27 protein-coding genes are annotated in these 25,846 nt (G+C 75.0%); 14 read left to right on the top strand and 13 right to left on the bottom strand.

Translation table 11 applies throughout. The features are described 5' to 3' along the window. Positions 1 to 24: 24 nt before the first annotated feature. Both IFT90_RS14555 and IFT90_RS14560 read left to right on the top strand, forming a co-directional pair. A complete protein-coding gene (locus IFT90_RS14555) occupies positions 25 to 801 on the top strand; it encodes an alpha/beta hydrolase (RefSeq protein ID WP_192042941.1) in 777 nt (258 codons plus the stop codon). Then, complete coding sequence (locus tag IFT90_RS14560) at positions 798 to 1,463, top strand: hypothetical protein (RefSeq protein WP_192042942.1); 666 nt, start codon at positions 798 to 800, stop codon at positions 1,461 to 1,463. Before IFT90_RS14555 ends, IFT90_RS14560 begins: the two co-directional genes overlap by 4 nt. A 42-nt stretch (positions 1,464 to 1,505) precedes the next feature. Here the strand turns inward: IFT90_RS14560 and IFT90_RS14565 are convergent, their stop codons facing one another. Beyond that, positions 1,506 to 2,141 carry a TetR family transcriptional regulator C-terminal domain-containing protein gene (locus tag IFT90_RS14565; protein ID WP_192042943.1) on the bottom strand — a complete coding sequence of 212 codons (636 nt, stop codon included), beginning with the start codon at positions 2,139 to 2,141 and terminating at the stop codon, positions 1,506 to 1,508. Between the two features lie 77 nt (positions 2,142 to 2,218). Between IFT90_RS14565 and IFT90_RS14570 the strand changes: the two genes are divergently transcribed. Both IFT90_RS14570 and IFT90_RS17430 read left to right on the top strand, forming a co-directional pair. Continuing rightward, positions 2,219 to 2,689, top strand: a complete 471-nt coding sequence (locus tag IFT90_RS14570; RefSeq protein ID WP_192042944.1) for a GNAT family N-acetyltransferase — start codon at positions 2,219 to 2,221, stop codon at positions 2,687 to 2,689. Between the two features lie 274 nt (positions 2,690 to 2,963). Beyond that, positions 2,964 to 3,728, top strand: a complete 765-nt coding sequence (locus IFT90_RS17430; protein ID WP_192042945.1) for a DUF805 domain-containing protein — start codon at positions 2,964 to 2,966, stop codon at positions 3,726 to 3,728. 126 nt (positions 3,729 to 3,854) lie between these two features. Here the strand turns inward: IFT90_RS17430 and IFT90_RS17175 are convergent, their stop codons facing one another. After that, positions 3,855 to 5,651, bottom strand: coding sequence for an ATP-binding protein (locus tag IFT90_RS17175; RefSeq protein WP_371812327.1), 1,797 nt, complete (start codon positions 5,649 to 5,651; stop codon positions 3,855 to 3,857). After that, the gene (locus tag IFT90_RS17670) at positions 5,648 to 6,316 is read right to left on the bottom strand and encodes a response regulator (RefSeq protein ID WP_192042946.1); all 669 of its coding nucleotides are present in this window, start codon (positions 6,314 to 6,316) and stop codon (positions 5,648 to 5,650) included. Before IFT90_RS17670 ends, IFT90_RS17175 begins: the two co-directional genes overlap by 4 nt. A 162-nt stretch (positions 6,317 to 6,478) precedes the next feature. On the opposite strand from IFT90_RS17670, the gene IFT90_RS14590 reads away from it, so the two are divergent. Together IFT90_RS14590 and IFT90_RS14595 are read left to right on the top strand one after the other, a co-directional pair. Beyond that, the gene (locus tag IFT90_RS14590; RefSeq protein ID WP_192042947.1) at positions 6,479 to 7,249 is read left to right on the top strand and encodes a hypothetical protein; all 771 of its coding nucleotides are present in this window, start codon (positions 6,479 to 6,481) and stop codon (positions 7,247 to 7,249) included. A gap of 285 nt (positions 7,250 to 7,534) precedes the next feature. Next, entirely contained in the window at positions 7,535 to 8,386 is an 852-nt protein-coding gene (locus tag IFT90_RS14595) for a GDSL-type esterase/lipase family protein (protein WP_192042948.1), read from the top strand. A gap of 97 nt (positions 8,387 to 8,483) precedes the next feature. Here the strand turns inward: IFT90_RS14595 and IFT90_RS14600 are convergent, their stop codons facing one another. After that, positions 8,484 to 9,272, bottom strand: coding sequence for a ZIP family zinc transporter (locus tag IFT90_RS14600; protein WP_192042949.1), 789 nt, complete (start codon positions 9,270 to 9,272; stop codon positions 8,484 to 8,486). Between the two features lie 303 nt (positions 9,273 to 9,575). Between IFT90_RS14600 and IFT90_RS14605 the strand changes: the two genes are divergently transcribed. After that, positions 9,576 to 9,758, top strand: a complete 183-nt coding sequence (locus IFT90_RS14605) for a hypothetical protein (protein WP_192042950.1) — start codon at positions 9,576 to 9,578, stop codon at positions 9,756 to 9,758. 136 nt (positions 9,759 to 9,894) lie between these two features. On the opposite strand, the gene IFT90_RS14610 is transcribed toward IFT90_RS14605, so the two are convergent. The 6 genes from IFT90_RS14610 to otnK all read right to left on the bottom strand — a co-directional run bounded on the left by IFT90_RS14610 (position 9,895) and on the right by otnK (position 15,972). After that, positions 9,895 to 11,124 (bottom strand): Bcr/CflA family efflux MFS transporter, encoded by a 1,230-nt coding sequence (locus tag IFT90_RS14610; protein ID WP_192042951.1) that lies wholly within the window; start codon positions 11,122 to 11,124, stop codon positions 9,895 to 9,897. A gap of 207 nt (positions 11,125 to 11,331) precedes the next feature. Next, the gene (gene nhaA / locus IFT90_RS14615; protein WP_192042952.1) at positions 11,332 to 12,672 is read right to left on the bottom strand and encodes a Na+/H+ antiporter NhaA; all 1,341 of its coding nucleotides are present in this window, start codon (positions 12,670 to 12,672) and stop codon (positions 11,332 to 11,334) included. A gap of 73 nt (positions 12,673 to 12,745) precedes the next feature. Further along, a complete protein-coding gene (locus IFT90_RS14620) occupies positions 12,746 to 12,916 on the bottom strand; it encodes a hypothetical protein (protein ID WP_192042953.1) in 171 nt (56 codons plus the stop codon). Between the two features lie 173 nt (positions 12,917 to 13,089). Continuing rightward, positions 13,090 to 13,869, bottom strand: coding sequence for a DeoR/GlpR family DNA-binding transcription regulator (locus IFT90_RS14625; protein WP_371812328.1), 780 nt, complete (start codon positions 13,867 to 13,869; stop codon positions 13,090 to 13,092). A gap of 10 nt (positions 13,870 to 13,879) precedes the next feature. Further along, entirely contained in the window at positions 13,880 to 14,677 is a 798-nt protein-coding gene (locus IFT90_RS14630) for a class II aldolase/adducin family protein (protein ID WP_192042954.1), read from the bottom strand. Next, positions 14,674 to 15,972, bottom strand: coding sequence for a 3-oxo-tetronate kinase (gene otnK, locus IFT90_RS14635; protein WP_199861886.1), 1,299 nt, complete (start codon positions 15,970 to 15,972; stop codon positions 14,674 to 14,676). Before otnK ends, IFT90_RS14630 begins: the two co-directional genes overlap by 4 nt. Before the next feature lie 178 nt (positions 15,973 to 16,150). Between otnK and IFT90_RS14640 the strand changes: the two genes are divergently transcribed. Together IFT90_RS14640 and IFT90_RS14645 are read left to right on the top strand one after the other, a co-directional pair. After that, positions 16,151 to 17,527, top strand: coding sequence for a homoserine dehydrogenase (locus IFT90_RS14640; protein ID WP_371812329.1), 1,377 nt, complete (start codon positions 16,151 to 16,153; stop codon positions 17,525 to 17,527). Between the two features lie 119 nt (positions 17,528 to 17,646). Then, positions 17,647 to 19,140, top strand: coding sequence for an SLC13 family permease (locus IFT90_RS14645; RefSeq protein ID WP_192042956.1), 1,494 nt, complete (start codon positions 17,647 to 17,649; stop codon positions 19,138 to 19,140). 322 nt (positions 19,141 to 19,462) lie between these two features. Here IFT90_RS14645 and IFT90_RS14650 read toward each other — a convergent pair whose 3' ends face one another. After that, on the bottom strand, positions 19,463 to 20,095 hold the full coding sequence (locus IFT90_RS14650) for a TetR/AcrR family transcriptional regulator (RefSeq protein ID WP_192042957.1): 633 nt from the start codon (positions 20,093 to 20,095) through the stop codon (positions 19,463 to 19,465). Positions 20,096 to 20,634: 539 nt separating this feature from the next. Between IFT90_RS14650 and IFT90_RS14655 the strand changes: the two genes are divergently transcribed. After that, the gene (locus tag IFT90_RS14655) at positions 20,635 to 21,066 is read left to right on the top strand and encodes a PLDc N-terminal domain-containing protein (protein ID WP_371812330.1); all 432 of its coding nucleotides are present in this window, start codon (positions 20,635 to 20,637) and stop codon (positions 21,064 to 21,066) included. 47 nt (positions 21,067 to 21,113) lie between these two features. Here the strand turns inward: IFT90_RS14655 and IFT90_RS14660 are convergent, their stop codons facing one another. Continuing rightward, positions 21,114 to 21,386 (bottom strand): hypothetical protein, encoded by a 273-nt coding sequence (locus tag IFT90_RS14660; protein WP_123548591.1) that lies wholly within the window; start codon positions 21,384 to 21,386, stop codon positions 21,114 to 21,116. A gap of 88 nt (positions 21,387 to 21,474) precedes the next feature. Then, on the bottom strand, positions 21,475 to 22,587 hold the full coding sequence (ald, locus tag IFT90_RS14665) for an alanine dehydrogenase (protein WP_192042958.1): 1,113 nt from the start codon (positions 22,585 to 22,587) through the stop codon (positions 21,475 to 21,477). A gap of 122 nt (positions 22,588 to 22,709) precedes the next feature. Between ald and IFT90_RS14670 the strand changes: the two genes are divergently transcribed. The 4 genes from IFT90_RS14670 to IFT90_RS14685 all read left to right on the top strand — a co-directional run bounded on the left by IFT90_RS14670 (position 22,710) and on the right by IFT90_RS14685 (position 25,738). Next, complete coding sequence (locus IFT90_RS14670) at positions 22,710 to 23,240, top strand: Lrp/AsnC family transcriptional regulator (protein WP_192042959.1); 531 nt, start codon at positions 22,710 to 22,712, stop codon at positions 23,238 to 23,240. Positions 23,241 to 23,344: 104 nt separating this feature from the next. Then, positions 23,345 to 24,247: a hypothetical protein gene (locus IFT90_RS14675; RefSeq protein ID WP_192042960.1), complete on the top strand. Its 903-nt coding sequence runs from the start codon at positions 23,345 to 23,347 to the stop codon at positions 24,245 to 24,247. A gap of 91 nt (positions 24,248 to 24,338) precedes the next feature. Next, positions 24,339 to 25,004, top strand: coding sequence for an ANTAR domain-containing protein (locus tag IFT90_RS14680; RefSeq protein ID WP_192042961.1), 666 nt, complete (start codon positions 24,339 to 24,341; stop codon positions 25,002 to 25,004). Next, positions 25,001 to 25,738 (top strand): GAF and ANTAR domain-containing protein, encoded by a 738-nt coding sequence (locus IFT90_RS14685; protein WP_192042962.1) that lies wholly within the window; start codon positions 25,001 to 25,003, stop codon positions 25,736 to 25,738. The genes IFT90_RS14680 and IFT90_RS14685 overlap by 4 nt, the downstream gene beginning before the upstream one ends. The last annotated feature ends 108 nt before the right edge of the window (positions 25,739 to 25,846 follow it).

Consider the following 25,846-nt stretch of genomic DNA (forward strand, 5'->3'; position numbering starts at 1 on the left):
CTCCGCCTCCCCGGAAGGACCACCATGGACATCCTCTTCGTGCACGGCGCCCTGGTGCGCGACGGCCAGTGGTGGTGGCGGCCGACGGCCGACCTGATGGAGGCGGAGACCGGCATCCGGAGCCGCTCCCTCGCCCTGCCCTCGTGCGGGGAGCGCCCGGCCGACGGCCGCGACGACGTGCGGGTCGGCTCCGATGCTGGCGGCGGCGCCGGCGTTGCCGGCGGTGCAGATGGCCCCGCGACCGGCCTCGTCGCCGACGCCGCCGCCCTGCGCCGCGCCCTCGACGAGGCGAGCGGGCCCGGCGAGGTGATCGTCGTCGCGCACTCGTACGGCGGCACCGTCGTGGCCGAGGCCGGTGCTCACCCGGCCGTGGCGCACCTCCTGCTGGTCTCGTCGTACCTGCCCGACGTCGGGCAGTCGCAGGGCGCCGTGATGAGCGGCGAGGCGGACCCGGTGCCCCTCGGCGACGCCGGCGCGGGGCGGCTCGGCCTGGTCGGCGACCTCGACGCCCCGTGGTTCGGCGCCCGGTTCCTGCAGGACGGCTCGCCCGAGCAGCAGCGCGAGGCGTTCAGCCGGGTCACGCCGCAGGACGCCGCCGCCTTCACGACGCCCACCACCCGGGCCGGCTGGCAGGGTGTCGACTCCGCCTACCTCGTCTGCGCGGACGACCGCAGCACCTCGGTCGGGCTCCAGCGCGAGCACGCGGCCCGGGCGACCCGGTCGGTCGAGCTGCCGACCGGGCACCACCCGTTCACGACGCGGCCCGAGCTCGTCGTCGAGCAGCTGCGGGCGTTCGCGTGAGCGCGCCGGGCGCGTCGGGCGCGACGGGCGTGCCGAGCGTGCCGAGCGCGTCCAGCGCGATGTCGGGCTCGACCCGCACGACTCTGGTGGCGGGCGTGCTCGTGGGGCTGTCGGCGGCGACCGCCCTCGTCGACCTGGTCGTCGCCTCCTCGTTGCTGCGCACCGCGGGTCCGCTGCTCGCGCTCACGGGCGCGGTGCTGCTGGTCGTCGGCGTCCGGGACGAGACCGGACTCGGGCGGGTCTCGGCCGTCGCGTCGACGGGCGTCGTCCTGCTGTTCGTGCCCGACGTGGTCGACCAGGCGCTCTCGTCGACCTGGAGCGACCTGGCGACCTCGGCCTCCCCGGGGGCCCTGACGCTCGGCACGGCGCTCAGCGTGCTGCGGCTCGTGGCGGTCGGGCTCGCGGTCGCGGCCGCCGTCGTCGTGGTCCGCCGGCGCCTCCTCGAGCCGTGGGCGCGACGCGCCCTGGTCGCCGTGGTGGTCGCCGCGGCGTTCTTCGCGCTGATGCCGCTCATCCCGTCGTCGACGCTGGGCCTGATCGTGATCGTCACCCGCCTGTACCTGCTGCCGCCGGTGCTGTCGCTGCTGCTCGGCGTGGCCCTGGTGCTGCACGGGCGAGGTGGCCGGGTGCGCTCGCGGGTGGGGCGCGGCCTCGAGGCGTAGCGCTCGAGCACGGACGTCGTGCGCCGGTGAGCGCCGTCGGAGTCAGGCGGGGGCGAGCACGGCCGTCAGCGTGACGGCGAGGGCCGCGTGCTGTCGCTCCGCCGGCCAGGCGCCGGGGTCCCCGGCCGTGAGGGTGGCGATGCCCTCGATCGCGGCGACCAGCGCCGACGCCCGCGCGGCTGCATCCGCGGCTCTGTCGGGGTCACCGGTGCCTGCGTCACCGTCGACGTCGGTGCCGGCCGGGCCCCGGGCGGCCTCGAGGAGGCGCGAGAGCCGGGCGACGAACGACCGGTTCGCCGCGGTGTGGCGTTCCGCCAGCACGGGGTCGCCCAGCGCCGCGGCGACGAAGCCCACCCACACGCGGGCCTCGGCGAGCCCCTCGGCGTCGGTCGGCAGGGAGGCGCTCGCCACGGCCCGCACGGCGGCGGCGGGGTCGGCCGCGGTGTCGGCCTCGAGCCGTTCGGCACGCTCTCGCGACCGCTCGTGGAGCACGTCGCGCGCGTGCAGCAGCAGCGCCTGCTTGTCGCGGAAGGTGTGCAGCACCAGCCCGGTCGTGCAGCCGGCCCGCTCGGCGACGGCGCGCAGGGTCAGGCCGCCCGGCCCGAGCTCGGCGAGCGTCGCGAAGACCGCCTCGGAGAGCTGGAGGCGTCGGGCGTCGTCGTCGCGGAGGCGGGGCACCCCAGGACCGTAGCATCTGTTACCGTAACGCTTGCTACGGACGCCGGACGAGAGGGCATCCGCGAGAGGAGCCGCACATGACCTGGCAGATCGAGGTCGTCCCCTACGACCACCCCGAGGCCGACGAGCTGCGCCGGGCCCAGCGCCGCGAGCTCGACGAGCGCTACGGCAGCGACGACCACGAGCCGGGCACGCCGCCCAGCGCCTCGGACGTGCCCGTCTTCGTCGTCGCGCGCACCGCCTCCGGTGCCGCGGTCGCGTGCGGAGGGCTCCGCCCGCTGCCCGACGACGTCGCCGGGCCCGGCTCGGTCGAGGTGAAGCGCATGTTCGTCGATCCGTCCGCTCGCGGCTCGGGGGTGGCCGTCGCGGTGCTCCGAGCGCTCGAGGAGGAGGCGCGCGGCCTCGGCGCCCGCCGCGTCGTCCTCGAGACGGGCACGCGGCAGCCCGACGCGATCCGCTTCTACGCCCGCGAGGGGTACGGCGAGGTGCCGCTGTTCGGGGCGTACGTCGGCAGCGCCGAGTCGGTCTGCTTCGCCCGCGAGCTGTAGGAGGCGCGGCGCGCGTCGCCGAGGGCGGTCGCGTCTTCGTCCGGCCCGGCTCAGCTCGGCTCGGCTCTGCTCGGTGCGGTTCTGCTCGGTGCGGCTCTGCCTCGTGCGGCTGGCTCTGCGCCGAGGGCGGGTCTTCTGGCTCGAGGGCGGGTCGCGGGCGACCCGCCCTCGGCCCGGAACGCCCGCCCTCGGCAGGGGGCGCTGCCGCTCGCATGCTGGCCGGCTGCCGCTAGCCTGGGCAGGTCGCGAGGGGCGACGGATCGAGGGGGACGACATGAGCGACGCACGAGACGACGAGCAGGGCCGGGCCGAGGGGCAGCAGCCGCAGCCGTCCGGGCCGCCGCCCTACGGGCAGCAGGCAGGCGGGGAACAGCCGCCCTACGGGCAGCCGCCGCAGCAGCAGCACGGCGGGCAGCCCTACGGCCAGCAGCCCACTGGTCAGCCGCCCTACGGGCAGGCGCAGTCGGGTCAGCCGCCCTACGGGCAGTCGCAACCGCCCTACGGCACGCAGCCGCAGCAGCCCTACGCCCAGCAGTCGTACGGCCAGCCGCAGCAGCCGTTCGGCGCGCCTCCCGGAGTGTCTCCGCGCCTCGCCGACGGCTCGGTGCCGCTCTGGGCGCCGCTGTACGGCGCCGGTCCGCTCGAGTCGGTCACGCGGTTCTTCCGCAAGTACGCCGACTTCAGCGGCCGCGCGAGCCGGAGCGAGTACTGGTGGGTGGCGCTCGCCACGGTCGTCGTCTGGTTCGGTCTCGGCCTCGTCTCCCTGCTGGCGGCGCTGCCCGGCATGGAGGTCCACGCCGACGGCTCGTCCGACCCGGGGCCGGGCTTCTACCCCTTCGCCCTCGTCTTCACGGTGCTGCTCTTCGGGACGATCGTGCCGTATCTCTCGATCGGGGTCCGACGCCTGCACGACGTCGACCTGAGCGGGTGGCTGCTGCTGATCAACCTGTTCCCGTACCTCGGCGGCATCGCGCTCACGGTGCTCGCGATCCTCGGCCCGAAGCCCGGCGGCGCGCGCTTCGACCGCCCCCGGCCCTAGGGCCCGCCGGCCCGCCCGACGTACCTGCCGTCACGCACCCCTGAACGAGCAGCACACCCCCGAATTCGGGGGTGTGCTGCTCGTTCAGGGGTGTGACGTCTGCCCGGGCGGGCGGGCGGGCGGGCGTCAGCGAGGGAGCGTCAGCCGGAAGACGGCGCCGCCGGGGGCCGCACCTCCGGGCTCACAGACGAGGTCGCCGCCGTGCGCCCGCGCGATGCCGCGGGCGATGGGCAGGCCGAGGCCGGCGCCTCCGTCGCCCGTCCGCCGGGCCTCGTCGAGCCGGACCAGCCGGTCGAAGACGCGTTCGCGGTCGGCCTCCGGCACCCCGGGGCCGTCGTCGGCGACGAGCACGGCCGCGACCTCCGGCGACGAGCCGTCGACCGTCAGCACGACCGTGCCCGTCCCGTGCGTCGCCCGCGCCGCGTTGTCGACGAGGTTGCCGAGCACCTGCGCCAGCCGGCCGGCGTCGCCCAGGACGACCAGCCCACCTGCGCCAGCGCCGCCGCCTGCACCAGCGCCGCCGCCTGCACCAGCGCCAGCGCCAGCGCCGACCCCAGCGCCCGCACCAGCACCAGCGCCGCCACCGCCGTCGACCCACGCCCCGGCCGCGGCGCCCGCCCCCCGCACCTCGACCCGCAGCTCCAGCCCCGGCCGACGCAGCCGCTGCCCCTCCACGACCGAGGCGACCAGCGCCTCCACGTCGACGGGCGCGACGTCGAGCTCGAGCCCACGGTCGACGCGGGCCATCAGCAGCATGTCGTCGATGAGGCGCGACGCCCGGGCGGCCTCCCGGACGACGTGGACGGCCAGCCGCTCGCGCTCGTCGGGCCCGACGTCGGCCGACGAGCGGACCAGCGTGTCGGCGGCCGCGCGCATCCCGGCGACGGGCGTGCGCAGCTCGTGCGCCGCGTCGGACACGAACGCGCGCACCCGCTGCTCGGCCTCCAGCGCGGTGCGCTCCGCGGCGAGTGCCGTCCGCTCGGCCTCGAGCGCGGCCTGCTCGGCGCCCTCGACGCCGTCGAGCATCTCGTCGAACGCGGTGGCGACGCGGCCGATCTCGGTCGACTCCTTGGCGGGACGCAGCCGCCGACCCCGGTCGCCGTGGGCGATGGAGCGAGCGACGGCGGTCATCCGGTCGAGCGGACGCAGGGTCGCCCGCACCACGAGCACGAGCCCCGCGGCGGCCACGACCAGGAACACGCCCGACGCCCCGAGCATCACCCAGCGCAGCTGCGTCAGCGTCTGGCCGACCGAGCTCGAGTCGGCCGTCAGCGTGATCGTCGACCCGTCGCTGAGCTCGCTCACCAGCGTCGTCACCTCGTCGTCGGCCGTGACGCTCGAGGCGGTCACCGTGACGGCGTCGGAGTCGGCCGCGGTGTCGTCGGACGCACCCGGAGCCGAGGAGGTGCCCGTCGCCTCCTCTCCCGGGGCCGCGGGGCCTGCGGTCGCGTCGCCGGTCGGCGTGTCCGTGCCCGCGCCTCCTGCGCCCCTGCCCGGTCCGGCCGGCAGGCCGTCCCCGAGCGCGGGCGGGCCCTCGCGCAGCTCGTCGGGTGAGGGGCCAGCGACGATCGCGCCGCCGTCGGCGTCGCGGATCACGACGGAGAGGCCCTGCGCCGACAGCCGGTCGGCGAGGTCGTCGCCGTCGACGGTGCCGACGAGCGCGGCGGCGGCCGAGGCGCGGTCGCGGAGGCGGTCCTCGACCTGGGCGCGGAGGCGCTGGCCCAGCGTCGCCTCGACCGCGACGGCCAGCCCGGCGAGCAGCAGGGCGAGCAGCACGAGCACGGCGACGACGGTGCGCGCCCGGAGCGACCCGGTGCTGAGCCGCGGCCCGTCGTGTCGCGGGGTGCCGTCCCGCACCGTGTCGACCCGCGGCGCGTCGTGTCGGGCGTGCTCGTGTCGCGCCGTGTCGTGCCCGTCGCTCACGCGCTCATCCGGTAGCCGAGCCCGCGGACGGTGTGGATGAGCCGCGGCCCCTCCCGCTCCATCTTCTTGCGGAGCGAGCTGAGGTGCACCTCGACGAGGTTCGGGTCGTAGTCGTCGTAGCCCCACACCTGGGTGAGGATCTGCGTCTTCGACACGGTCCGGCCCCGGCTCTCCGCGAGGAACGTCAGCAGGCGCTGCTCGGTCGCGGTGAGGTCGAGCGCGACCCCGGAGCGGGTGGTGACCGCCGCCTCCGGGTCGACGACCAGGTCGGCCACCTCGATCACGGCGGGGATGCGCCCGCGGCGCCGAAGCACCGCGCCGATCCGGGCGAGCAGCTCGGCGACCGAGAACGGCTTCACCACGTAGTCGTCGACGCCCTCGGCGAAGCCGCGGAGGCGGTCGTCCAGCTCGTCGCGCGCGGTCAGCATGACCACGGCCGCGTCGCTGCTCGTGCGGACCGTCGCCGCGAGGCGGATGCCGCTCGCCCCCGGCAGCATCCAGTCGAGGACGACGAGGTCGGGGACGAACGCGCGGAGCGCCTCCGGCAGCTCGGAGCCGTCGGGCAGGCCCTTGACGGCGAAGCCCTCCGCGCCGAGGGCGGCGACGACGGACGAGAGCAGGGCAGGGTCGTCGTCGATCACGAGGACGCGGGCGGGGGAGATCACCGGCTGGACGGTACGGGGCCGAGATGCGCCGTCGCCGCCGGTCGCCTATGGAACTGCTGGACGCCCCGGCGACTTAAGCGCGGCTTCAGGTGCGCTCCCGAGGTTGGTCACAGCGGCGGACGACCGGTCCGCACCACCACCACCCCCTCGTCAGGAGACGACATGAACGACCAGCAGAACCCCTTCGACCGTGACGGCGACCTCGGCCGTGACGGCAGCGGCGCCGGCGACGGCGACCGTCACCGCGACCAGCGCGACGCGTTCGGCGCCCCCCGGCAGGACTCGACGGCCGACGACGCGACCCGCGAGCTGCCCCTCTCGCCCCGCGTCGCGTCGGAGCAGGGCGTGCCCGCCGCCCCGCGCCGACGGGTGACGAAGCGGCTCGGGATCGGCCTCGGCGTCGCCGCGGTCGGGCTCGCGCTCGTCGGCGGCACGGCAGCGGTGGCGTCGTCGGGCGGCGCGAGCACGCTCACGGCGGCGACGTCGAGCGCGTCGCCGAGCCCCAGCGCGAGCTCGGACGCAGGAGGCGGCACGGACTCCGCAGACGAGACCGGCCCTGCGGCCCCCGGCTCGGACGCCTCGGGGTCGCCGACGCCCGCCGCGCCGGGTGCGACCGGCGACGAGGCCGACGGCGACGCTCCGGCCGGTCCCCTCGCGGGCGGCCCCGGCTGCGCGCCGGGCGCTGGCGCCGAGGGCGCCCCGGCCGCACCCGCGCCGGGCGATGCACCCGCGCCGGGCGACGCGCCCGCGCCGGGCGCGAAGGGCGCCGACGGCGCCGAGCGCCCGACGCCGCCGGCCCCGCCGGCCGGCGCCCCGGCCCCCGGTGAGGAGGGCTCCGGCAGCGGCGACCGCCCCACGCCGCCGACCGACGCGCCCACCCCGCCGACGGACGCTCCGTCGGCCCCCGCCGACGAGTCCGCCACCGGCAGCTGACCCGCATCTCCTCGTGCACCTCGATGTGGACGATGCACCCCGTCGTGTCGGGGTGCATCGTCCGCTCCGGGGTGCCGGGCCGGCCGCACCCGGCCGCGCCGCACCCGGCCGCCGCGCTCAGCCGTCCCGGCAAGCACAGCGCCGCGGCAGACCGCTCGGTCTGTCCGCAACGCGCAACCTCGGCGGCCGGCGCTGGCGCGTAGATGCGGCCGCATGTACCGTCGGCGAGCGCCACCGCGCCACCCGACCGGGACGGATCCCGGCACCGCACCGCCAGGACGGCCCATGCACACCCTCCGAGACCGCACAGCAGCGACCCTGCACACGCTCGCGCGCCCCTACCTCGCCCTCCACCTCGGGGTGCTCGGCCTCAAGATCCGCAGCGCGCCGTTCCCCCGGGACGAGGTCACCGCGACCCTCCCCGGGCCGAGTGCCGCCCGCCTCCTCGTCGTCGGCGACCTGGCCGCCTCCGGGTACGGAGTCCTCCTGCACGGCATGGCGTTCCCGGCGCAGCTCGCCGGCGTCTGGTCGACCCGCACCGGCCGCGGCTGCAGCTGGCAGACCGTCGCCGACCCGCTGCTGACCGTGCGCCGGGCGGCCCACCACCCCCGTCTCGGCTCGTCGGCGGCGGGTGCCGACGCCGCCGTCGTCGCTCTCGGCATCCCCGACGTGCTGAGGATCACGCCCAGCGCGGACGTCGTCGCGTCCGTCTCTCGCCTCGTCGCCCGCGTCCGCTCGGCTGCGGGCAGGGACGTGCCCGTGCTGCTCGCCGGGCTGCCCCCGATGACGCAGTTCCAGGGCCTGCCGCCCGCCGCCGCGCAGCTGATCGGGTCGCAGCTGCGCCGCGTGGACGCCGCCCTCCGCCAGGTCGCCGCCGAGCACGTCGGCGTCGAGTTCGTCTCGTTCCCCTCCTGGGACACCGACGGCACGACCCTCCGCCGCGCCTTCTCGTTCCGCGCGATGCACCGCGGATGGGCGCTCGCCGTCGCTGCCCGGCTCGCCGCGGTGCTGCCGGGCGCGGGACCCGATCCGGCGCCCGAGCCGACCGACGACGTCGTGCGGCAGGCCGAGCAGGTCGCCGAGGAGGCGGCGGTCGCGCCCGACGCGACCGACGGCCCCCTGACGCTGGCCGCGTAGCCCGCCTCGGGGTCGGGCCGCTCGTCGGCGGTGTACTCCTCACCGAGCGCCGCGGGGCCGAGCGTCGGCGCCGACCACCGCGGGGCCGGGCGTCGGCTCAGCCGACCTGGTGCACGGCGTAGCTCGCGACGAAGCCGAGCACGGTCACCAGCCCGGTCAGGGTCTGCGCCTTGCGGAACGCCTCCGGGATCATCGTGTCGCAGATCATCGCGAGGATCGCTCCGGCCGCGAAGGCCATGACGAACGACTGGGCTGCCTCCGGCACGCCGCCGAGCAGCACGTAGCCGCCGATCGCCGACAGGGCGCAGACCACGGCGATGCCCGACCAGAGCCCGAACACGTATCGGGCACCGCGCCCCGACTCCTTGAGGTCGGCCGTGCTCGACATGCCCTCGGGGAAGTTCGAGATGACCACTGCGACGAGCACGGCGACGCTCAGCGTGCCGCCGCCCGTGAGGCTCACGCCCTGCACGGCGGTCTCGGGCACGCCGTCGAGCAGGGCGCCGAGCGCGATCCCGAGGCCGGTGCCGCCGCCGGCCGCAGCGGCCTTCGCGCCGCCGCCACCGCCGCCGGTGCTCGCGTCGTCCTGGTGCCGGCGGTGTCGCTTGTGCCGGGACCCGCCGTGCTCGAGCAGCTGGTCGAGCACGACGTAGACGACAGCCCCGGCGACGAAGCCGGAGATCGTCGGCACGAAGCCGCCGCTGCTGGTCGCCTCGTCGACGAGGTCGAACGCGAGCGCCGAGATGAGCACGCCTGCGCCGAACGCCATCACGAGGGCGACGAGCTCGCGCGGCACCTTCAGGAACCAGGCGACGAGGGAGCCGACGACCAGCGACAGGCCGGAGAGCAGGCCGGCGAGGCCGGCGAGGAGGAGCGGTGAGGTCACGCGGTCCGGTGTACTCCGTGGAGGAGGCCTCCGTAGGGGAGGCCTCCGTGGGGCAGGCCGCCGTCCGGGGACGGCCGAGGTCGGTCGTCGAGGCGGACGGTCTCCGCCGCGGGGCCGGGCCAACTCCGTCGTGGAGGCGGGACGTCCCTCCGGACCTGTCCCTCCCGTACCCCGTTCCCGTGCTCCGCGACTTGTACCGCACCCCTCGTTCGGGGCGCAAGCCCCTGCCCGAGGTCGGTCTGCCGTCCTAGCCTCAGGACAGGACGAGACGGGTGTCCTCGACGCGGAGGGAACGGAATCGACATGAGCCTGTACGAGACCGACCCGCGGGTCCGACCTGCGGCGATCGAGGCCTACCCGAAGCGCCGGCCCCCCGTGCCGGCTCTGCCGCCGATGCGCTCGGTCCGGCCGCCCGAGCCGGCGTACGCCGACTTCTTCGAGGTGGAGCACGCGGCACTCGCGGTCTCTGCTGTCGCGACCCGCTGAGGTCGCGCGCCTCCTCAGCTCTGCCGGGCCGCGCCTCCTCGGCCCTGCCGGGATCGCGCCTCCTCAGCAGGACCGAGACCGCGCCTCCTCGGCCCACCGGCATCGCACCTCCTCGGCCCGACCGCATCGCACCTCCTCAGCCCGGCTGGGCCTCCGCCTCGGGCTGCGGCCGTGACCGCACCGCCAGCTGCACCGCCAGCCCGATGCCGACGAACGCGACCATGAGCCCGCCCATGACGAGGGCGGTCCCGCCGAGGGCTCCGGCCAGCGGCGTCGCGAGGCCGCCGAGCCCGAACTGCAGCCCGCCCTGCAGCGCGGCCGCCGAGCCGGGCCAGCGGTGCCCGAGCGCCTGCGTCAGCGTGATCGACCCGGGGATGACGAAGCCCCAGCCCGCCGTGACGAGCGCGAGGGCTGGCCAGATCAGCGCCGGTCCGACGCCGGTCGCCGCGCCCGCCAGCACGAGCGCCGACCCCACCGTGCAGGTGACGAGGCCGGCCGTGTAGAGGGAGTCCTCGGCGAACCGCCCCACCAGCCGCCGGAACAGCAGCGTCGACAGGATCATGCACGACGCGTTCGACGCGAAGACGAGGGTGTAGCCGAGCTCGCTGAAGCCGTACTGCTCCTGGAACACGAACGACGACGTCGAGATGTACGAGAAGAAGCCGATCGTGGCGGCACAGCCCGTGACGAGGTACCAGCGGAACCGCGGGATCCGCAGCAGCTCGCCCATGCGGCGACCCGCGGCACCGAGCGAGGCTCCCGACCGGGAGGCGGCGGGCAGCGTCTCGGGGAACCGCACGGCCGACAGCAGCGTGAGCACCAGGCCGAAGACGGCGAGCACCACGAAGAGCGACCGCCAGGCGGCGACCGTCAGCACGACGCCGCCGACCAGGGGCGCGACGACCGGCCCGAGCGAGTTCACGACGGCGAGCGAGGCGAAGAGCCGGCTGCGGCGCGTGCCCGTCGTGGAGTCGCCGACCATCGCCCGTCCCGCGATGCTGCCCGCCGCCCCGCCGAGTCCCTGCAGCACCCGCGCGACGATCAGCGTCGTCGCGTCGGGCGCCAGGGCACAGCCGAGGGAGGCGACGGTGAAGACCGCCGTGCCGATCAGCAGCACCCGGCGTCGGCCGATGCCGTCGCTGAGCGGGCCGATCACGAACTGGCCCAGCGCGAAGCTGACGAGGAACGCGGTCAGGCTGAGCTGCGCGACGGCCGTCGTGGTGCCGAGGTCGCGGGCGATGGCCGGCAGCGCCGGGACGTACATGTCGGTCGCGAACGGCGAGATGCCGACCACGAGGGCGAGCAGGGTGATCGACGACCGCCGACGGGTCCACGAGGAGGCGGGGGTCGCGTCGTCGTCGTCCACCTGACCGACGCTAGTCGTTCATCGTCCCGGCCTGCGCCTCCTGCGGGGTGCTCGTCGCGGCGGCGCGGTGAGCGTCGTGCAGATCTCAGGAAGTCTCCCCGCGCCGATCCTGCATGGTGCACGGTTCAGGAGCTCGGCTCCCCCCATGGCGAGGATCAGGACCGGACTTCCTGAATGAGGAGCGGAACCGACATCGGCGCGGGCCGGCTAGCGCCCGGCGTCGGCGCGGGCGTCGGCGCGGGCGCGTTGGCGGACGCACACCGTGAGGACGGCGGCGCCGATCAGCGCCGAGACCAGCGACCCGACGAGCACGCCGACCTTCACCACGTCGTCGCGTTCGCTGCCGCTGCCGAACGCGAGCTCGCCGACGAGCAGCGACACGGTGAAGCCGATGCCCGCGACGAACGAGAGGCCGACGATGTCGGGCCAGCGCAGGCTCGGGTCGAGGCGGATGCCGGGGAGGCGCGTCACGAGCAGCGACGACACGGTGATGCCGATCGACTTGCCGAACACGAGGGCCAGGACGATGCCGAGCGCGACGCTGTCGGTCAGCGCGTCGCGCAGGCCGGTGAGGCCGCCGACCGTGACGCCCGCCGAGAAGAACGCGAAGAGCGGGACGGCGACGCCGGACGAGACGGGGCTCCAGCGCTCGGCGAAGTGGTGCGTGAGCGGGTGCCGCTCGACGTGGCCGTCGGGGCCGGTGTGGTCGACGCCGGCCCGTCGGGTCGCGATCGCCGGCACGAGCAGGCCGAGCACGACCCCGGCGATGGTCGCGTGGATGCCCGAGGCGTGCACCAGGGCCCACGCGACGACGCCGAGGGGGATGAGCAGCCACCACGAGCGGACCCCGCGACGGACGAGCAGCGCGAACGCCGCGAGCGGGACGAGCGCGGCGAGCAGCGGCAGGAACAGGATGCCGGAGGTGTAGAAGATCGCGATGATCGTGATGGCGAGCAGGTCGTCGACCACGGCCAGGGTGAGCAGGAACGTGCGGAGCGCCGGCGGCAGCCGCTTGCCCACGACCGCGATGACCGCGACGGCGAACGCGATGTCCGTCGCGGCGGGGATCGCCCAGCCCTGCAGGGCGTCGCCGCCCGCGTCGAGGTTGACCAGCGTGTAGATCACGGCGGGCAGGGCGACGCCGCCGACCGCCGCGGCGATGGGGAGGGCCGCCGCGCGCGGGTCGCGGAGCGAGCCCGCGACGAACTCCTGCTTGAGCTCGAGGCCGACGACGAAGAAGAAGATCGCGAGCAGGCCGTCGGCGGCCCAGGCCCCGACGCTGAGGTCGAGGTGCAGGGCTGCAGGCCCGAACGTCGTGTCGCGGACGGCGCCGTACCAGTCGGCGGCGGGGCTGTTGGCGAGCACGAGCGCGAGCACGGTCGCGCCGAGCAGCAGCAGGCCGCCCGTCGTGTCGCGGCTGACGAAGCGGGCGAGGCGGGCCCCGCGGCCGAGCGGGCCGGGGGCGTGCGCGGGCGGCGCGGGCGTGGAGGGGGCCGGGCCCGTCGGGGCGGGGGCAGACGAGGAGGCGTCGGGGACGTCAGGGGACACGGTGGCTCTCAGAGGGGGTCGGGGAACGGCGGGCGCAGGGAGGCGCCCGGGTCGTCGACGATCCCGGGCGCGGTCACGCCGTCGGCGGTGGGCATCCCGCGATCTCGCCGTGGGCGTTGCTGCCCCAGAGGCTCATCCAGCCGTTCGTGCCGCACGTGCGCTTGGTCAGCACGAGCCGGTTCGGGAACGCCTGCCGTGCCGCGCGCTGGCGGCGCGTGCTGCGGGCGATCGGGTGGCTGGTCACGTCCCGATGGTACTAGTGCCTGCAGAAGCCGACCGGGGAGGCTGCAGAACAGGGATCTCCCGCTTTTCTGGTGCTCCACGCGCGCCTCCGGTCGGCATCTGCGGGGCCGGGCCGGGCCAGGTTCAGGGCCAGTAGCGGGGGCGCGGGCGCGAGCGCAGGGGCAGGGGGCGGCGTCAGCGGGCGGCGAGGCGCAGGTCGACGCCGGCGTCGCGCAGCGCGGCGGCGGCCTCGTCGCCGAGGGCCTCGTCCGTGATCACGCCGTCGAGCTCGTCGAGCCGCAGCGCCCGGTACCGGCCGAAGCGCCCGTACTTCGAGCTGGCGGCGACGAGCACGGTCCGCTCCGCGACCGCGAGGGCCGCCCGCTTGGCCTCGATCTTCGCCTCGACGGGGGTGGTGACGCCGTGGGCGAGGTCCCACGAGCTCGACGAGACGAACGCGAGGTCGAGCGACAGCTCGGCGAGGGCGACGCCGGTGAGGCGCCCCATCGTCGACTGGTTGGCCCGGTCGACGCGTCCGCCGACGCAGATCAGGTCGGCCGTGGGGTGGTCGAGGAACGCCTGCACCGTCGCGAGGTCGTTCGTCACGACGGTCAGGTCGGAGACGTCGTCGAGGTGCCGGCGCATCGCCTGCACCGTGGTGCCCGCGTCGAGGTAGACGGTCATGTGGTCGTGGACGAGGGCGGCCGCCTCGCGGGCGATCGCCTCCTTCTCGGCGACGTCCGCCTCCTGCTTGACGGCCCGGCTCGGCTCCTCGACCAGGCGCGAGGCGAGCTTGGCGCCGCCGGCGGTCGCGCTGACGCGGCCGGCGTCCTCGAGGGCGGCGACGTCGCGGCGCACCGTCATCTGGCTGACGCCGAGCAGCTCGGTCAGCTGCCGGTAGCTCAGCACCCGCTCGCGCTGCAGGTGCTCGACGATCGACTCGCGGCGCTGCTCGGGGATCAGGGGGGTCGACACGCGCGCCAGCCTAGTTGTCGCGGCCCTCGCCGGCGGCGGGCGGGACCGGGGCCGAGGAGGCGGGCGAGACCAGGGCCGAGGAGGCGCCGCCCTCGTCCGCGGGACCGGTCCAGGGCATCCCCCACGCGGCCGTGATCGCCCGCACCTGGTCCGGCGCGATCAGCCGGCGGGCGGCTCCCTGGGTGAGCAAGGCGATGCGGCACGCCTCCTCGAGCTCGATCGTGCTCTGCACGGCCCGGTCGAGGTCCTCGCCGCTGACGACGGCGCCGTGGTTCGACAGCAGCGCCGCCCGGAACGGCAGCGGGCTGTCGCCGACGAGCGCGCCCATCGCCGGGTCGCCCGGGGCGACGAACGGCAGCAGCGGCACCTGGCCGACCCGCATCAGCGCGTACGGGGTCAGGGGCGGGACGGCGCTGTGGGCCGACCACGGCTCGAGGCACGACAGGGCGACGGCCGACGGCGAGTGCACGTGGACGACGGCGGTGTGGGCAGGGTCCTTGGCGTACATGGCCAGGTGCAGCGCCACCTCCTTCGACGGCGCGGGGCCGCCGAGGTGCGCGCCCGCGAGGTCGAGCACCGACAGGTCGTCCGGCGCGAGGTCGCCGAGCTGCGTGCCGGTGCCGGTCATCAGCAGGCGGTCGCCGTCGCGGACGCTGACGTTGCCCGAGCTGCCGGGGCTCAGCCCGGCGGCGACGAGGGCGCGACCGGCGGCCACGAGGAGGCGGACTGCCGTCGCGTGCTCCGCCGCGGTCTCGAGGCGGCCGGGCTCCGCGGCCCGCGTCGTCGTCCCTGCGTCGGCGCCGCTCATGCCAGTGCCTCCCAGGCGCTCGAGAAGAGGTCGACCGCGCCGAAGTTGCCGCTCTTGAGGACGAGCGCCACCTCCCGGCCGTCGTCGGTGGTGGCCGCGCTCCAGCAGACGCCGGGGGCGAGCAGGGGCCCGATCGTGAGCAGGCCGACACCGAGGGAGCCGACGACGGCACCGCTCGTCTCGCCGCCCGCGACGACGACCTGGTCGACCGTGCCGTCGGCGACGAGGTCGAGCACGAGGCCCGACAGGACCGTCTCGACGACCTCCGAGGCGCTGACGGCGGCGCCCGCGCCTCCTGCGGGCAGTGCCCCTGCGGGCACGACGTCCGACGGCTGGCCGACGGAGTACACGACCGGCACGGAGACGTCGTCGAGTCCGCGCACCCACTCGGCCAGCGAGGCGGTCTCGGCCTCGGGATCGGCGAGCGCCTGCGCGATGTCGACCTTGCGGGTCGGGTGCCCGGCGGCGACCGCGGCCGCGACCTGCGCCTGCGTGGTGGTCGAGGCCGAGCCGCACACGACGAGGCGACGACGGGAGAAGGAGGGGAACGGGGCGGCGGCGGCTGCGCGCGTGCCCGCAGTGCCTGTGCCCGCCGCGTCCGTCGCGACCGGCTCGAGCCCGAGCGCGAGGCCGGCCCCGCCGCTCACGAGCCGGTGCCCGGCCGTCGCCTGCGCGATGGCCCTCAGGTCGTCGTCCTCGACGGCGTCGACGACGAGGTAGCCCGCGGGGGCGGCGTCGAGCGCCTGCCGCAGCGCGTCGGCCCCGCGGCGCACCACGTCGAGCCCGATCTCGGTGACCGTGGCCGTGGTCTGCGGCGCGAGCAGGTCGCGCAGCCGCGACCGCGTCATGGGCGTGAGCGGGTGGTGCCGCATCGACGAGTCCTCGAGCAGGTCGTCGCCGACCCACAGCGAGCCGTCGCGCACGGTGCGGCCGGTGCCGGGGAACGCGGGCACGACGACGCTGCGGTCGGTGCCGAGGCGCTCGCGGAGCGCGTCGAGCACCGGCCCGATGTTGCCCTCGTCGGTCGAGTCGAAGGTCGAGCAGTACTTGAGGTAGAAGCGGTCGGCACCCCAGCCGAGGAGGCGGTCGGCGGCCCCCAGGGACGCGCCCACCGCCTCCTCGACGGGGGCGGTGCGCGACTTGAGGGCGACGACGACGGCGTCGAGCCCGGCCACCTGCTCGTCGGGGACGGGCCGGTCGCCGATGACGACGGCGGTCCGCAGCCCACGCGAGTGCAGGGCGGCGGCGAGATCGGTGGCTCCTGTGAAGTCGTCGGCGACGGCACCTGTGAGCATGGGGACCTTCCGGTGGAGACATGTCGTCCGTCGTCGGACGCGACGGAGCCATCTCAGCATATGTGACTATTTGGTGCGATCTTTGACAATCTGTGAAGTCAGGCTACGGTTGCCCACGAAGCCCCGGCCGACCGATCCCTCTCGGACGACAGGCCACCTCGAACGAACGGGAACAACGGTGATCCTCCACTCGACGTCGCGCCGCGCGACCCAGGCCCGCGAGACCCCGGTCCGCGTCCTCCTCACCGGAGCGAACGGCGGGTACGGCCGCACCCTGCTCGACCAGCTGCGCCGGCTCGACGACATGGTCGCGACCCAGCTCGTCGACCCCGACGTCGCGGGCACCACGCGGATGCTCGACGAGCTCGGCGTCCCCGCCGACCGCGTCGCGACCCCCTCCACCGTCGCCGAGACGGCCGCCGCGCTCGCCGCCGGCCAGGTCGCCGTGATCGCCGACGGCGCCGCCGTCGACTGGAGCGCCGCCGACGTGCTCGTCGAGGCCACCGGGCGCATCGAGGCCGGCCACGGCTACGCCGACACGGCCCTCGACCACGGCGTGCACGTCGTCATGGTCAGCAAGGAGATCGAGTCCGTCGCCGGCGTCGCCCTCAGCGCCAAGGCCCGCGCCGCCGGCCTCCGCTACCTGCCCGGCGACGGCGACCAGCCCGCGAACCTGCTGCGCCTCGTCGCATGGGCGCTCGACTGCGGCTTCGACATCGTCGCCCTCGGCAAGTCGAGCGAGTACGACCTCGCCTTCGACCCCGCCACCGGCGTCGTCGACCAGGCCGGCACGACCGTCGACGCCCCCGGGCTCGCCGACCTGCTCGAGCTCGGCGACCGCCCCCTCGAGACGGTGGAGGCGCGGGCCGCCCAGGTGGCCTCGCTCAAGCGGTCCGCCGCGGCCGACCACTGCGAGATGACCGTGGTGTCGCTCTACACCGGCGCGCACGCCGACGTCGAGGGCATGCACTACCCCGTCGCCCGCCCGCACGAGCTCGCCGACCTCTACGCCACCCGCGAGGACGGCGGCCTGATCGGCCGCACCGGCAGCGTCGACGTGTTCTCGATGCTCCGTCTGCCGGGCGAGGCCAGCTTCGCCGGCGGCGTCTTCGTCGTCGTGCGCACCGGCGACCCCGTCACCTGGGAGACCCTGCGCGGCAAGGGCCACGTCGTCAGCCGCGACGGCCGGTACGCCTGCATCTACTGGCCGTACCACTTCATGGGCGTCGAGACCCCGCTGACCATCGCGGCAGCCGTCGACGGCGGGTCGCCCGTCGCCGAGCCCCGGCAGCACACGGTGCTCGCCGCACGGTCGAGCTCGGCGCTCGCCGCGGGCACGACGTTCCGCGTCGAGGGGCACCACCACGAGATCGCCGGCGTCGCACCCGTCATCGTCGATCCCGACGACCACGGCGTCGCGCCGTACTACCTGCTCAGCGGCGCACGGCTCGTGGCCGACGTCGCGCCGGGCGAGCTCGTGCGCCTCGACGACCTCGCCGACGTGCCCGCCGCCGCGCTGGCCGCGTACCGGACGGGCCTGGCCCTCGGGGCCTGACCCGCTCCTCCTTCTCGCTCCACACCCCTGCAGCACCCACCGCCCCCACCGCACAGGAGATCGACGACGATGCCCCTCAGCCCGACACCGCCCGCCCCCGCCCCGATCGAGGTGACCTCGTGAGCGTCGAGATCATCGCGCTGATCGTCCTGGTCGCCGTCTTCACGATCTCGGCCGTGCGCAACATCCACATGGGCGCCCTCGCGCTCGTCGCCGCCCTCGTGGTCGGCGTGCTCGTCGTCGGCGAGAGCCTCGACGACGTGCTCGGCGGGTTCCCCGTCGACGCCCTGCTGATCCTGCTCGGCATCACGTACCTGTTCGGCATCGCCCGGGTCACCGGCACCATCGACTGGCTGGTCGACCGCTCGGTGCGCCTCATCGGCGACCGCGTCGCGCTCATCCCGTGGGCGATGTTCGTCATCGGCACGCTCGTGGCCTGCCTCGGCACGTCGCACGCCGCGTTCACGATCGTCCCGATCGCGATGAGCCTCGCGCACAAGCACAAGATCCACTCGACGATGATGGGCATCGTCATGAGCTCGGCCATCGTCGGCGGCGCGCTCGCTCCGACGAGCATCAACGGCATCACCGTGATGACCGTGGCCCGCACCGCGGGCATCCCCTACAACCCCGCGCTGATGTTCGGGCTGTCGATCGGCATCAACACGCTCGTCGTGCTCGTCGCCTTCTTCCTGTTCGGCGGGCGCGAGCTGATCGCCCGGACGCGCGCCGCAGGTGCTGCCGCCGCCGCGGGCTCGGGCTCGGGCTCGGGTTCTGGCTCGTCGCGTCGCCGTGCCGGCGGCCCCGGGATCGGCGGCTCCGGCCTCGCGACGACCGTCGCCACGAGCGAGGGCGCCGTCGGCACCGCCGCCACCGGTGCGGACCGCGCCCAGGCGGGCGCCGCCTCCTCGGCCACGACCGCCTCCGCGACCTCGACGGCCACCGCGACCGCCGCCTCCTCGGCCGTCTCGCTCGACGACGCCCCCGCCGAGAAGCTCAGCGGCTACCAGCTGCTCGTGCTCGTCTCGATCCCGGTGCTGATCGTCGGCTTCTTCACGATCACGCTGCTCGACGTCGACCTGAACCTCGGCGCCGTGGCGCTGACGATCGCGGTGCTGCTCGCCTTCGTGAACCCCGACGTGGGCCGCCAGGCGCTCGGCCGCATCGACTGGGGCACCATCCTGCTGCTCGGCGGGATCATCACCTACGTCGGCGTGCTGACCCGCCTCGGCGCCATCGACCAGCTCGGCGAGGCCGCCCGCTCGGTCGACTCCCCGCTGCTCGCCGCCCTCGTGATCTGCGTGATCGCCGGGCTCGTGTCGGCCTTCGCGTCGACGATCGGCATCCTCGGTGCGCTCATCCCGCTCGCCGTGCCCCTGCTGATCCCCGGCGGAGGCCTCGAGATGACCGGCTTCATCTACGCGCTGGCCATCTCGGCGTCGCTCGTCGACTGTGCGCCGTTCGGCACGACGGGCGCGACGATCGTCGCCTCGGGCGTCGAGGAGGAGCGCCCGCGCCTCTACCGCCACCTCATGTTCTGGGGCCTGTCGATGGTGATCATCGGGCCGGTCGTGACGCTGCTGCTGTTCGTGGTGCCCTTCCTCTGGGCCTAGCCCCGCCTGGCCCTGGTCGGGTCTGGTCTGGCCGGGCCGGGCCCGGCCCGGCTCGGCTGACCCGTCGGCCTCGAGTGGTCCGAATCGGTTCCCCTTAAGCACCAGGAGGACCGAACGTGACCACTCGGCGACGTGAGCGGCAGGAACGAGGTGCCCACGCCTCCTCAGCCGGCCCGGCTGGCCCGACCGGCCGGCTGGCCTGGGCGGTCCGGCCGTAGGGCTCGAGTGGTCCGAAGTAGTTCCCCTCAGGCACGGGGAGGACCGATCGTGACCACTCGACGGGTCGGCGCCGCGAGCGGCGACGGCAGGCAGGAGGCGCGGGTCAGGCCGCGGGGGAGCCGCCCGTCACGGGACGCAGCAGCGCCGCGACGACGTCGCCCATCAGGTCGCCGGGCGCGACGTCGCCGGTGGCGGGCGCGTCGAAGGCGGAGCCGACCGAGATGGTGATGAGGAGGCGCGCCAGCTGGTCGGAGGAGAGCCCGGTCGCGTCGGGCGTGCGTCCCTGGAACACCTGGTCGACGAGGCCGCGCAGCGTGTCGAGCACGGCCCGGCGCTGCTCGACGAAGACCTCCATGACGCGGGGCTCGGCGAGCGCCTGCGATCGGAGCTCGGACATCAGGCTGAAGTCGTCGGCCGTGCCCGGGCCGTAGGGGGCGAACGCCGCACGGATCGCGGCGGGCAGGTCGGGCAGGTCGGTGCCGGGCACGCGCATCTCGTGCAGGGCCCGGAGCGCGCCGTCCGTCTCCCGACGCAGCAGGGTCACGACGAGGTCGGCCTTCGAGTCGAAGTTGGAGTAGACCGCGCCCTTGCTGAACCCGGCCGCCTTGGCCACGTCGTCGAGAGTCGTCGTGTGGACGCCGTGACGCGCGAAGAGCCGGCTCGCCGCCTCGATCAGGCGCTCGCGCACCTCGGCGCGCGGCGGGCGCTTGGTGGGGGCGCTCCCGGTCGTGGACATGTCGTCACCCTAACGTCCGGGCGACGGCTGTCGTCTGCGGCGCGCAGGGCCGGGATCCGTTGCATACTCACGGGTATCCACCCGCTAGGATCGTCCTGCCTGGTGGACCCGAGACACCAGGAACGACCGAGCGCGCGTCGAGCGAGGCCGCCCGAACGAACCACCGCCCCGTGCGCTCGGTCCCGTCCTTCCTCCAGGCCTCCCCCGGTGCACGGCCCGCCGCGAGGCCGTCTCGCCTGCCCGCCGGGCGCGGACGGCCCAGCTGTGGATGAAGGAGGCGCCGCACCTGTGCACTTATCCACAAGCGACAGCGCTAAAAAAGTCCTGATCAGGGGCGAGTGGTTGAGTTACAGCCGTGTAATTTCCACACAGTAGTCCACAGCTTCCCTCGGTTATCCCCCGAAAGAGTCGCTCTCGACACACGTTTTCCACATGTCTCTCCACACGCTGTGGGGAGGCGCGCGCCCCCGACGATCACCCCCGGGCTGGGTGCAGCTGCCCCTCGCGTCGAGGCCGGGGCGATCGCTAGGCTCCCGACCGTGTACGTCCTCTTCACCGTGGCGATGTTCGCCGTCAGCCTGATCGCCCTCGTCGACATCGTGTCGCGCGACGACTCGCAGGTGCGCGGGCTGCCCAAGCTCGTCTGGGTGCTGCTCGTCGTGTTCGTGCCCCTGCTCGGCAGCGCCCTGTGGTTCATCGTCGGCCACGACTGGAGCGCCGCCCGTGCGGCAGGGTCGTTCGGGGGGCGGTCGTCCGAGAACGTCTCGTTCGGGGACCCGCGTCGATCGGAGCGGGCCGGCTTCGGGAGCTCGCATCGCGCCTCCTCGTGGTCGTCGCAGCCGACAGCCCCGCGGCAGAAGACGACCGAGGAGCAGCTCGCCGACCTCGACCGCGAGATCGAGTTCCACGAGCAGCAGGCCCGCCTGCGCGCCCTCGAGGTCGAGGTGGAGAAGCGCAAGCGCCTCGAGTGACCCCCGGCGCGGCCTGACCCGGCGACGGGCTCGGCCGTGGTCGGGCCTCAGTCGTAGACGCGCCCGAGCACCCACTGCCCTGCGCCGTCGCGCAGCACCTCGAACATGTGCGTCGTGCCGACGCCGTCGGTGGCCTGGAACCGCCACCCCACGAACTGCTGCGGCGGGTGCGTGATCAGCGCGGGCACGAAGGCCGGCTCGTGCCACATCTCGGTCGGGGTGTCCGTCACGCGCCACCGGGTGCCGTCGTGCACGAGCCGGTCGGGCGTGCCGTCGACGAACCAGAGCGCGACGGCCGATCGGGTGGTGGAGATGTTCATCGGGGCCGCCTCTCTCTCGAACACGTGTTCGAACAGGAGGCGAGTGTAGGCAGGCCGGATCGGCTCGCGCAACCGCTCCGGCGTGTCGTCAGCGGCGCGCGGGCAGCGCCCCGAGCGGCATCCCGAGCGCGGCGGCGACGCCCGGCGCGACGACCGCTCCCGCGACGACGTTGAGCCCCGCGGCGAGGGCCGGGTCCGCCGCGGTCGCCGCCTCCCAGCCCTGGTCGGCGACGGCCACGACGTACGGCAGCGTCGCGTTGGTCAGCGCACGCGTCGACGTCTCGGGCACGGCGCCCGGCATGTTCGCGACGCAGTAGTAGACCGTGTCGTGCACGGCGAAGGTGGGGTCGTCGTGGGTGGTCGGCCGCGACCCCTCGAAGCAGCCGCCCTGGTCGATCGCGATGTCGACGAGCACGGCACCCGGCTTCATCGTCGCGACCATCTCGTCGGTGACGAGCTTCGGCGCCGCCGCCCCCGGGATCAGCACGGAGCCGATCACGAGGTCGGCCTCGCGCACCTGCGCGGCGATCTCGAACGGCGACGAGTGCCGCGTCGCGACCCGGCCGTCGAAGCGCGACTCGAGCGCACGGAGGCGCGGCAGCGACAGGTCGACCACGGTCACGTCCGCGCCCAGGCCGAGGGCGTTCGCGGCCGCGTGCTCGCCGGCGACCCCGCCGCCGATCACGACCACCTTCGCGGACGGAGTGCCGGGCACGCCGCCCAGCAGGGTGCCGCGACCGCCGGAGGCGCGCATCAGGTGGTACGCCCCGACCGTGATCGACAGGCGCCCTGCGACCTCGCTCATCGGCTGCAGCAGCGGCAGCGAGCGGTCGGGCAGCTGCACCGTCTCGTAGGCGATCGCGGTCGTGCCCGAGGCGACCAGCGCCTCCGTCAGGGGCCGGTCGGCGGCGAGGTGCAGGTAGGTGAAGACGACCTGGTCGGCCCGCAGGTGGCGGTGCTCGGACGCGATCGGCTCCTTGACCTTGAGCAGCAGGTCGGCGGCCGACCAGACCTCGTCGGCGGTCGCGACGATCGTCGCGCCGACCGCGGCGAAGTCGTCGTCGTGGATGCGCGAGCCGAGCCCGGCGCCCGCCTGCACGAGCACCTCGTGGCCGCGACGCACCAATGCGTCGGCCCCGGCGGGCGTGAGGGCCACCCGGTTCTCGTTGTTCTTGATCTCGGTGGGGACTCCGACGCGCACGGTTGCTCCGATCTTCGTCAGGAGCGCCTCGTCGCGACCCTGCTCATCCAGTGTGACCCGATCGTGGCGATCGTTCGTTTCGGACCTGTTTCGACCGAAGGATCTTCTGCGAAGATGCCCCCATGGCTGCATCCGACCCAAGGGAAGACCTCCCCGCGAGTGCGGGGCCGAACGATCTTCGCGCCTCTGGCCCGCTCGACGAGCTCGACCTGCGCCTCCTCGACGTGCTCGGGACGGACGCCCGCATCTCGAACGCCGCGCTCGCCGCGGCGGTGGGCGTCGCGCCCTCGACGGCGCACGTGCGGCTGCGCTCGCTGATCGACCGCGGGGTGGTGACGGGGTTCTTGACGAGCATCGACCAGCGGAGCCTCGGGCTGCCGCTGCAGGCGATCGTCGGCGTGACCCTGCGGCCGGGGTCGCGGCAGGCCGCGATCACCGCCTTCTCGGAGGCCGTGCGGAGCCTCCCGCAGGTGCTGCAGGTGTTCTTCCTCGGCGGGCACGACGACTTCATCGTGCACATCGCCGTGGCCGACTCGAGCGAGATCCGCACCTTCGTGGTCGACCACCTCTCCGCCCAGCCGTCGGTCGCCTCGACCCGCACCAGCATCGTGTTCGACTACCACCGCAACGGGGTCGCGGCGTCGTTCCGCTGAGGTCGGGCACGAGGAGGCGCGGGTCACGACCCGGCAGGAGGCGCGGGTCACGGTCCCCTGGGAGTCGCGGTCGGCCTCCGCCCGCCTCGCCTACCGTCCGCCCCATGAGAACGACACGAGCAGCCCTCATCACCAAGACCCCTGCCTGCACACCCTCCACCCGCGCGGCGTCACCCCGCACACCGTCGGCCCGCGCGACCCTGACCGGTGCCGCGCTCGCCGTCGCGGTGCTCGGGGCCACGGCCGGCTGCACCTCCGCCGAGGCCGAGGGCACGACCCCCACGGTGACCGTCACCTCCGCACCCGAGCCCGTCCCGTCCGAGTCGGCGACCTCCGCCGCCTCGCCGGCGGTCGAGGTCGTCCGCGAGTACCTCGACGCGGCCGCGGCCGGCGACGCGGCCGCCGCCTGGGCGCTGCTCACGCCCGAGGCGCAGGCCTTCTACCCGTCCGAGCAGCAGTTCGCGTCGGCGTTCGGCCGGGACGGCACGGTCACGCCCGAGGCGGCCGGCCAGCTCGCCGGTGCGACCTTCCAGGAGGTGGAGGCCCTCGAGGGCGCCGTCACCGTCGTCAGCGCGACGACCGAGGCCGAGGCCGACGCGTGGGTCGTCCGCGAGTCGTCGGCGGGCCTCCGCCTCGACGACGCCGGGGTGCCCTCGACCGGCGACTCCGTCTACGAGTGGACCAACCCGGCCGCGGGGGCGGAGGACGTGCAGTCCGACGCGGGCGCCGCCTCCTTCGACGACTCGGCGCCCGCCTCCCTCTCGTTCGCGTCGCCGGCCTCGGCCGATGCGACCGGGCCGTCGACGGTCGGCTACCCGACCGGCCTGTTCGCCTTCGTGGACGGGGTCGAGACGCCCGTCGACGAGCCCGTCTCGGCCGGCTCGGGCAGGGAGTTCACGATCCCGGTGGGCTCCGCCTCGACCGACGCCGCACCCCGCGGGCTGACCGTCGTGTGGCAGGTGGGCGACGCGCCGGCGTCGTTCCGCAGCAGCACGGTGCTGCTCTGACCGCGGCCGCTGCCGTCGCTGCCGCGCCCGCCGATGTCCGTCCGGCGCACTGACCTCCGCCCTGCCCGCCGGGGCAGGTAGCCTCGCCCTCATGGACGACAGCGACCTCGCGGGATCCCTCCTCGCGGCCCTCCCCGTGTCGGGAGTGTCCGTCGCGACGATGGGCGGGCTGCTGCGCACCGAGACGGTGTCGGCGAGCGACCCGGTGGCGGCACGGCTCGACGAGCTCCAGTTCGACCTCGGCGAGGGGCCCTGCTGGGACGCCGTCAGCGAGCGTCGCCCCGTCTTCGAGGCCAACCTCAGGATCGCGCCGCGACGCACCTGGCCCGCCTTCTCGCGCGCCCTGCTCGACCACGACGCCGTCGAGGCCCTCCACGCGTTCCCCCTGCTGCTCGGCCCCCTCGCCCTCGGTGCGATGGAGCTCTGGTGCGACCGCCCGGGCGACCTCCCCGACGCGAGCGCACGCCGCGCCTCCGCCCTGGCCGGCCAGGTCAGCCGGCACCTGCTGCGGCGCGCGGTCAGCGACGTGGCCGACGACCAGGCCGAGGAGGTGCGGGTCGACAAGTACTCCCGGCGTCGCATCCACCAGGCGACCGGCATTGTGCTGGCCCAGGCCGACCTCTCGGCCGAGGACGCCGAGCTGCTGCTCCAGGGCCACGCCTTCGCGCAGGGCGTGCCGATGCGCGAGGTCGCGGACGCGGTCCTCGACGGCCGGCTCAGCTTCGCGTCCGGGGCCGACGGGATCGTGGAGCGATGAGCGCCGACGGCCGCGACGCCCACGGCGAGGCGAGCCGCGAGGCCGTCCTCGTCGACACCTTCGCGGCCCTCGCCGACAGCCTCGTCGCGGGCTTCGACGTCATCGAGCTGCTGCAGACGCTGGTCGAGACCTGCAGCCGGGTGCTCGACGTCGACGAGGCGGGGATCCTGCTGGCCGACGAGGACGGCGACCTCGAGGTCGTCGCCTCGACCAGCGAGTCGAGCACGCTCGTCGAGACCATGCAGCTCGACGCCCGCTCCGGCCCGTGCTGGACGAGCTTCGCGACCGCCGCGCCCGTCTCGCTGCCCGACGTCGACGTCGACCGGGAGCGCTGGCCCGAGTTCGTCGAGGTCGCACGGGAGCAGGGCTTCCGCTCGGCGCACGCCGTGCCGCTGCGCCTGCGGGGCACCGTGATCGGCACCCTGAACCTGCTCCGGAGCTCCGTCGGCGAGCTGAACGACCGCGACGTCCGGGTCGCGCAGGCGCTCGCCGACGTCGCGACGATCGGCATCCTGCAGGAGCGCACCCTGCGCGAGAGCGCCGTCGTGCAGCAGCAGCTGCAGGGCGCCCTCGACACCCGCGTCGTGATCGAGCAGGCCAAGGGCGTCGTCGCGCACGTGCGGGGCGTCAGCACGGACGAGGCGTTCGTGCTGATCCGCCGCCACGCCCGCGAGAACCGGCTGAAGCTGGCCGACGTCGCCGCGCAGCTCGTCGAGCGCCGCCTGACGCTGTAGCGCTGGGCGCCCGCGGTCTGCTCCGTACCCCGTGAACCCGCGCGCACCCCTCGGCGCGCGCGCGGGTCTGCGCGGGTCCCGAGGGTGCGGACGCCGCTCGAAGGGCGA

The organism is Frigoribacterium sp. CFBP 8766 (assembly GCF_014841435.1).
GTDB lineage: Bacteria > Actinomycetota > Actinomycetes > Actinomycetales > Microbacteriaceae > Frigoribacterium.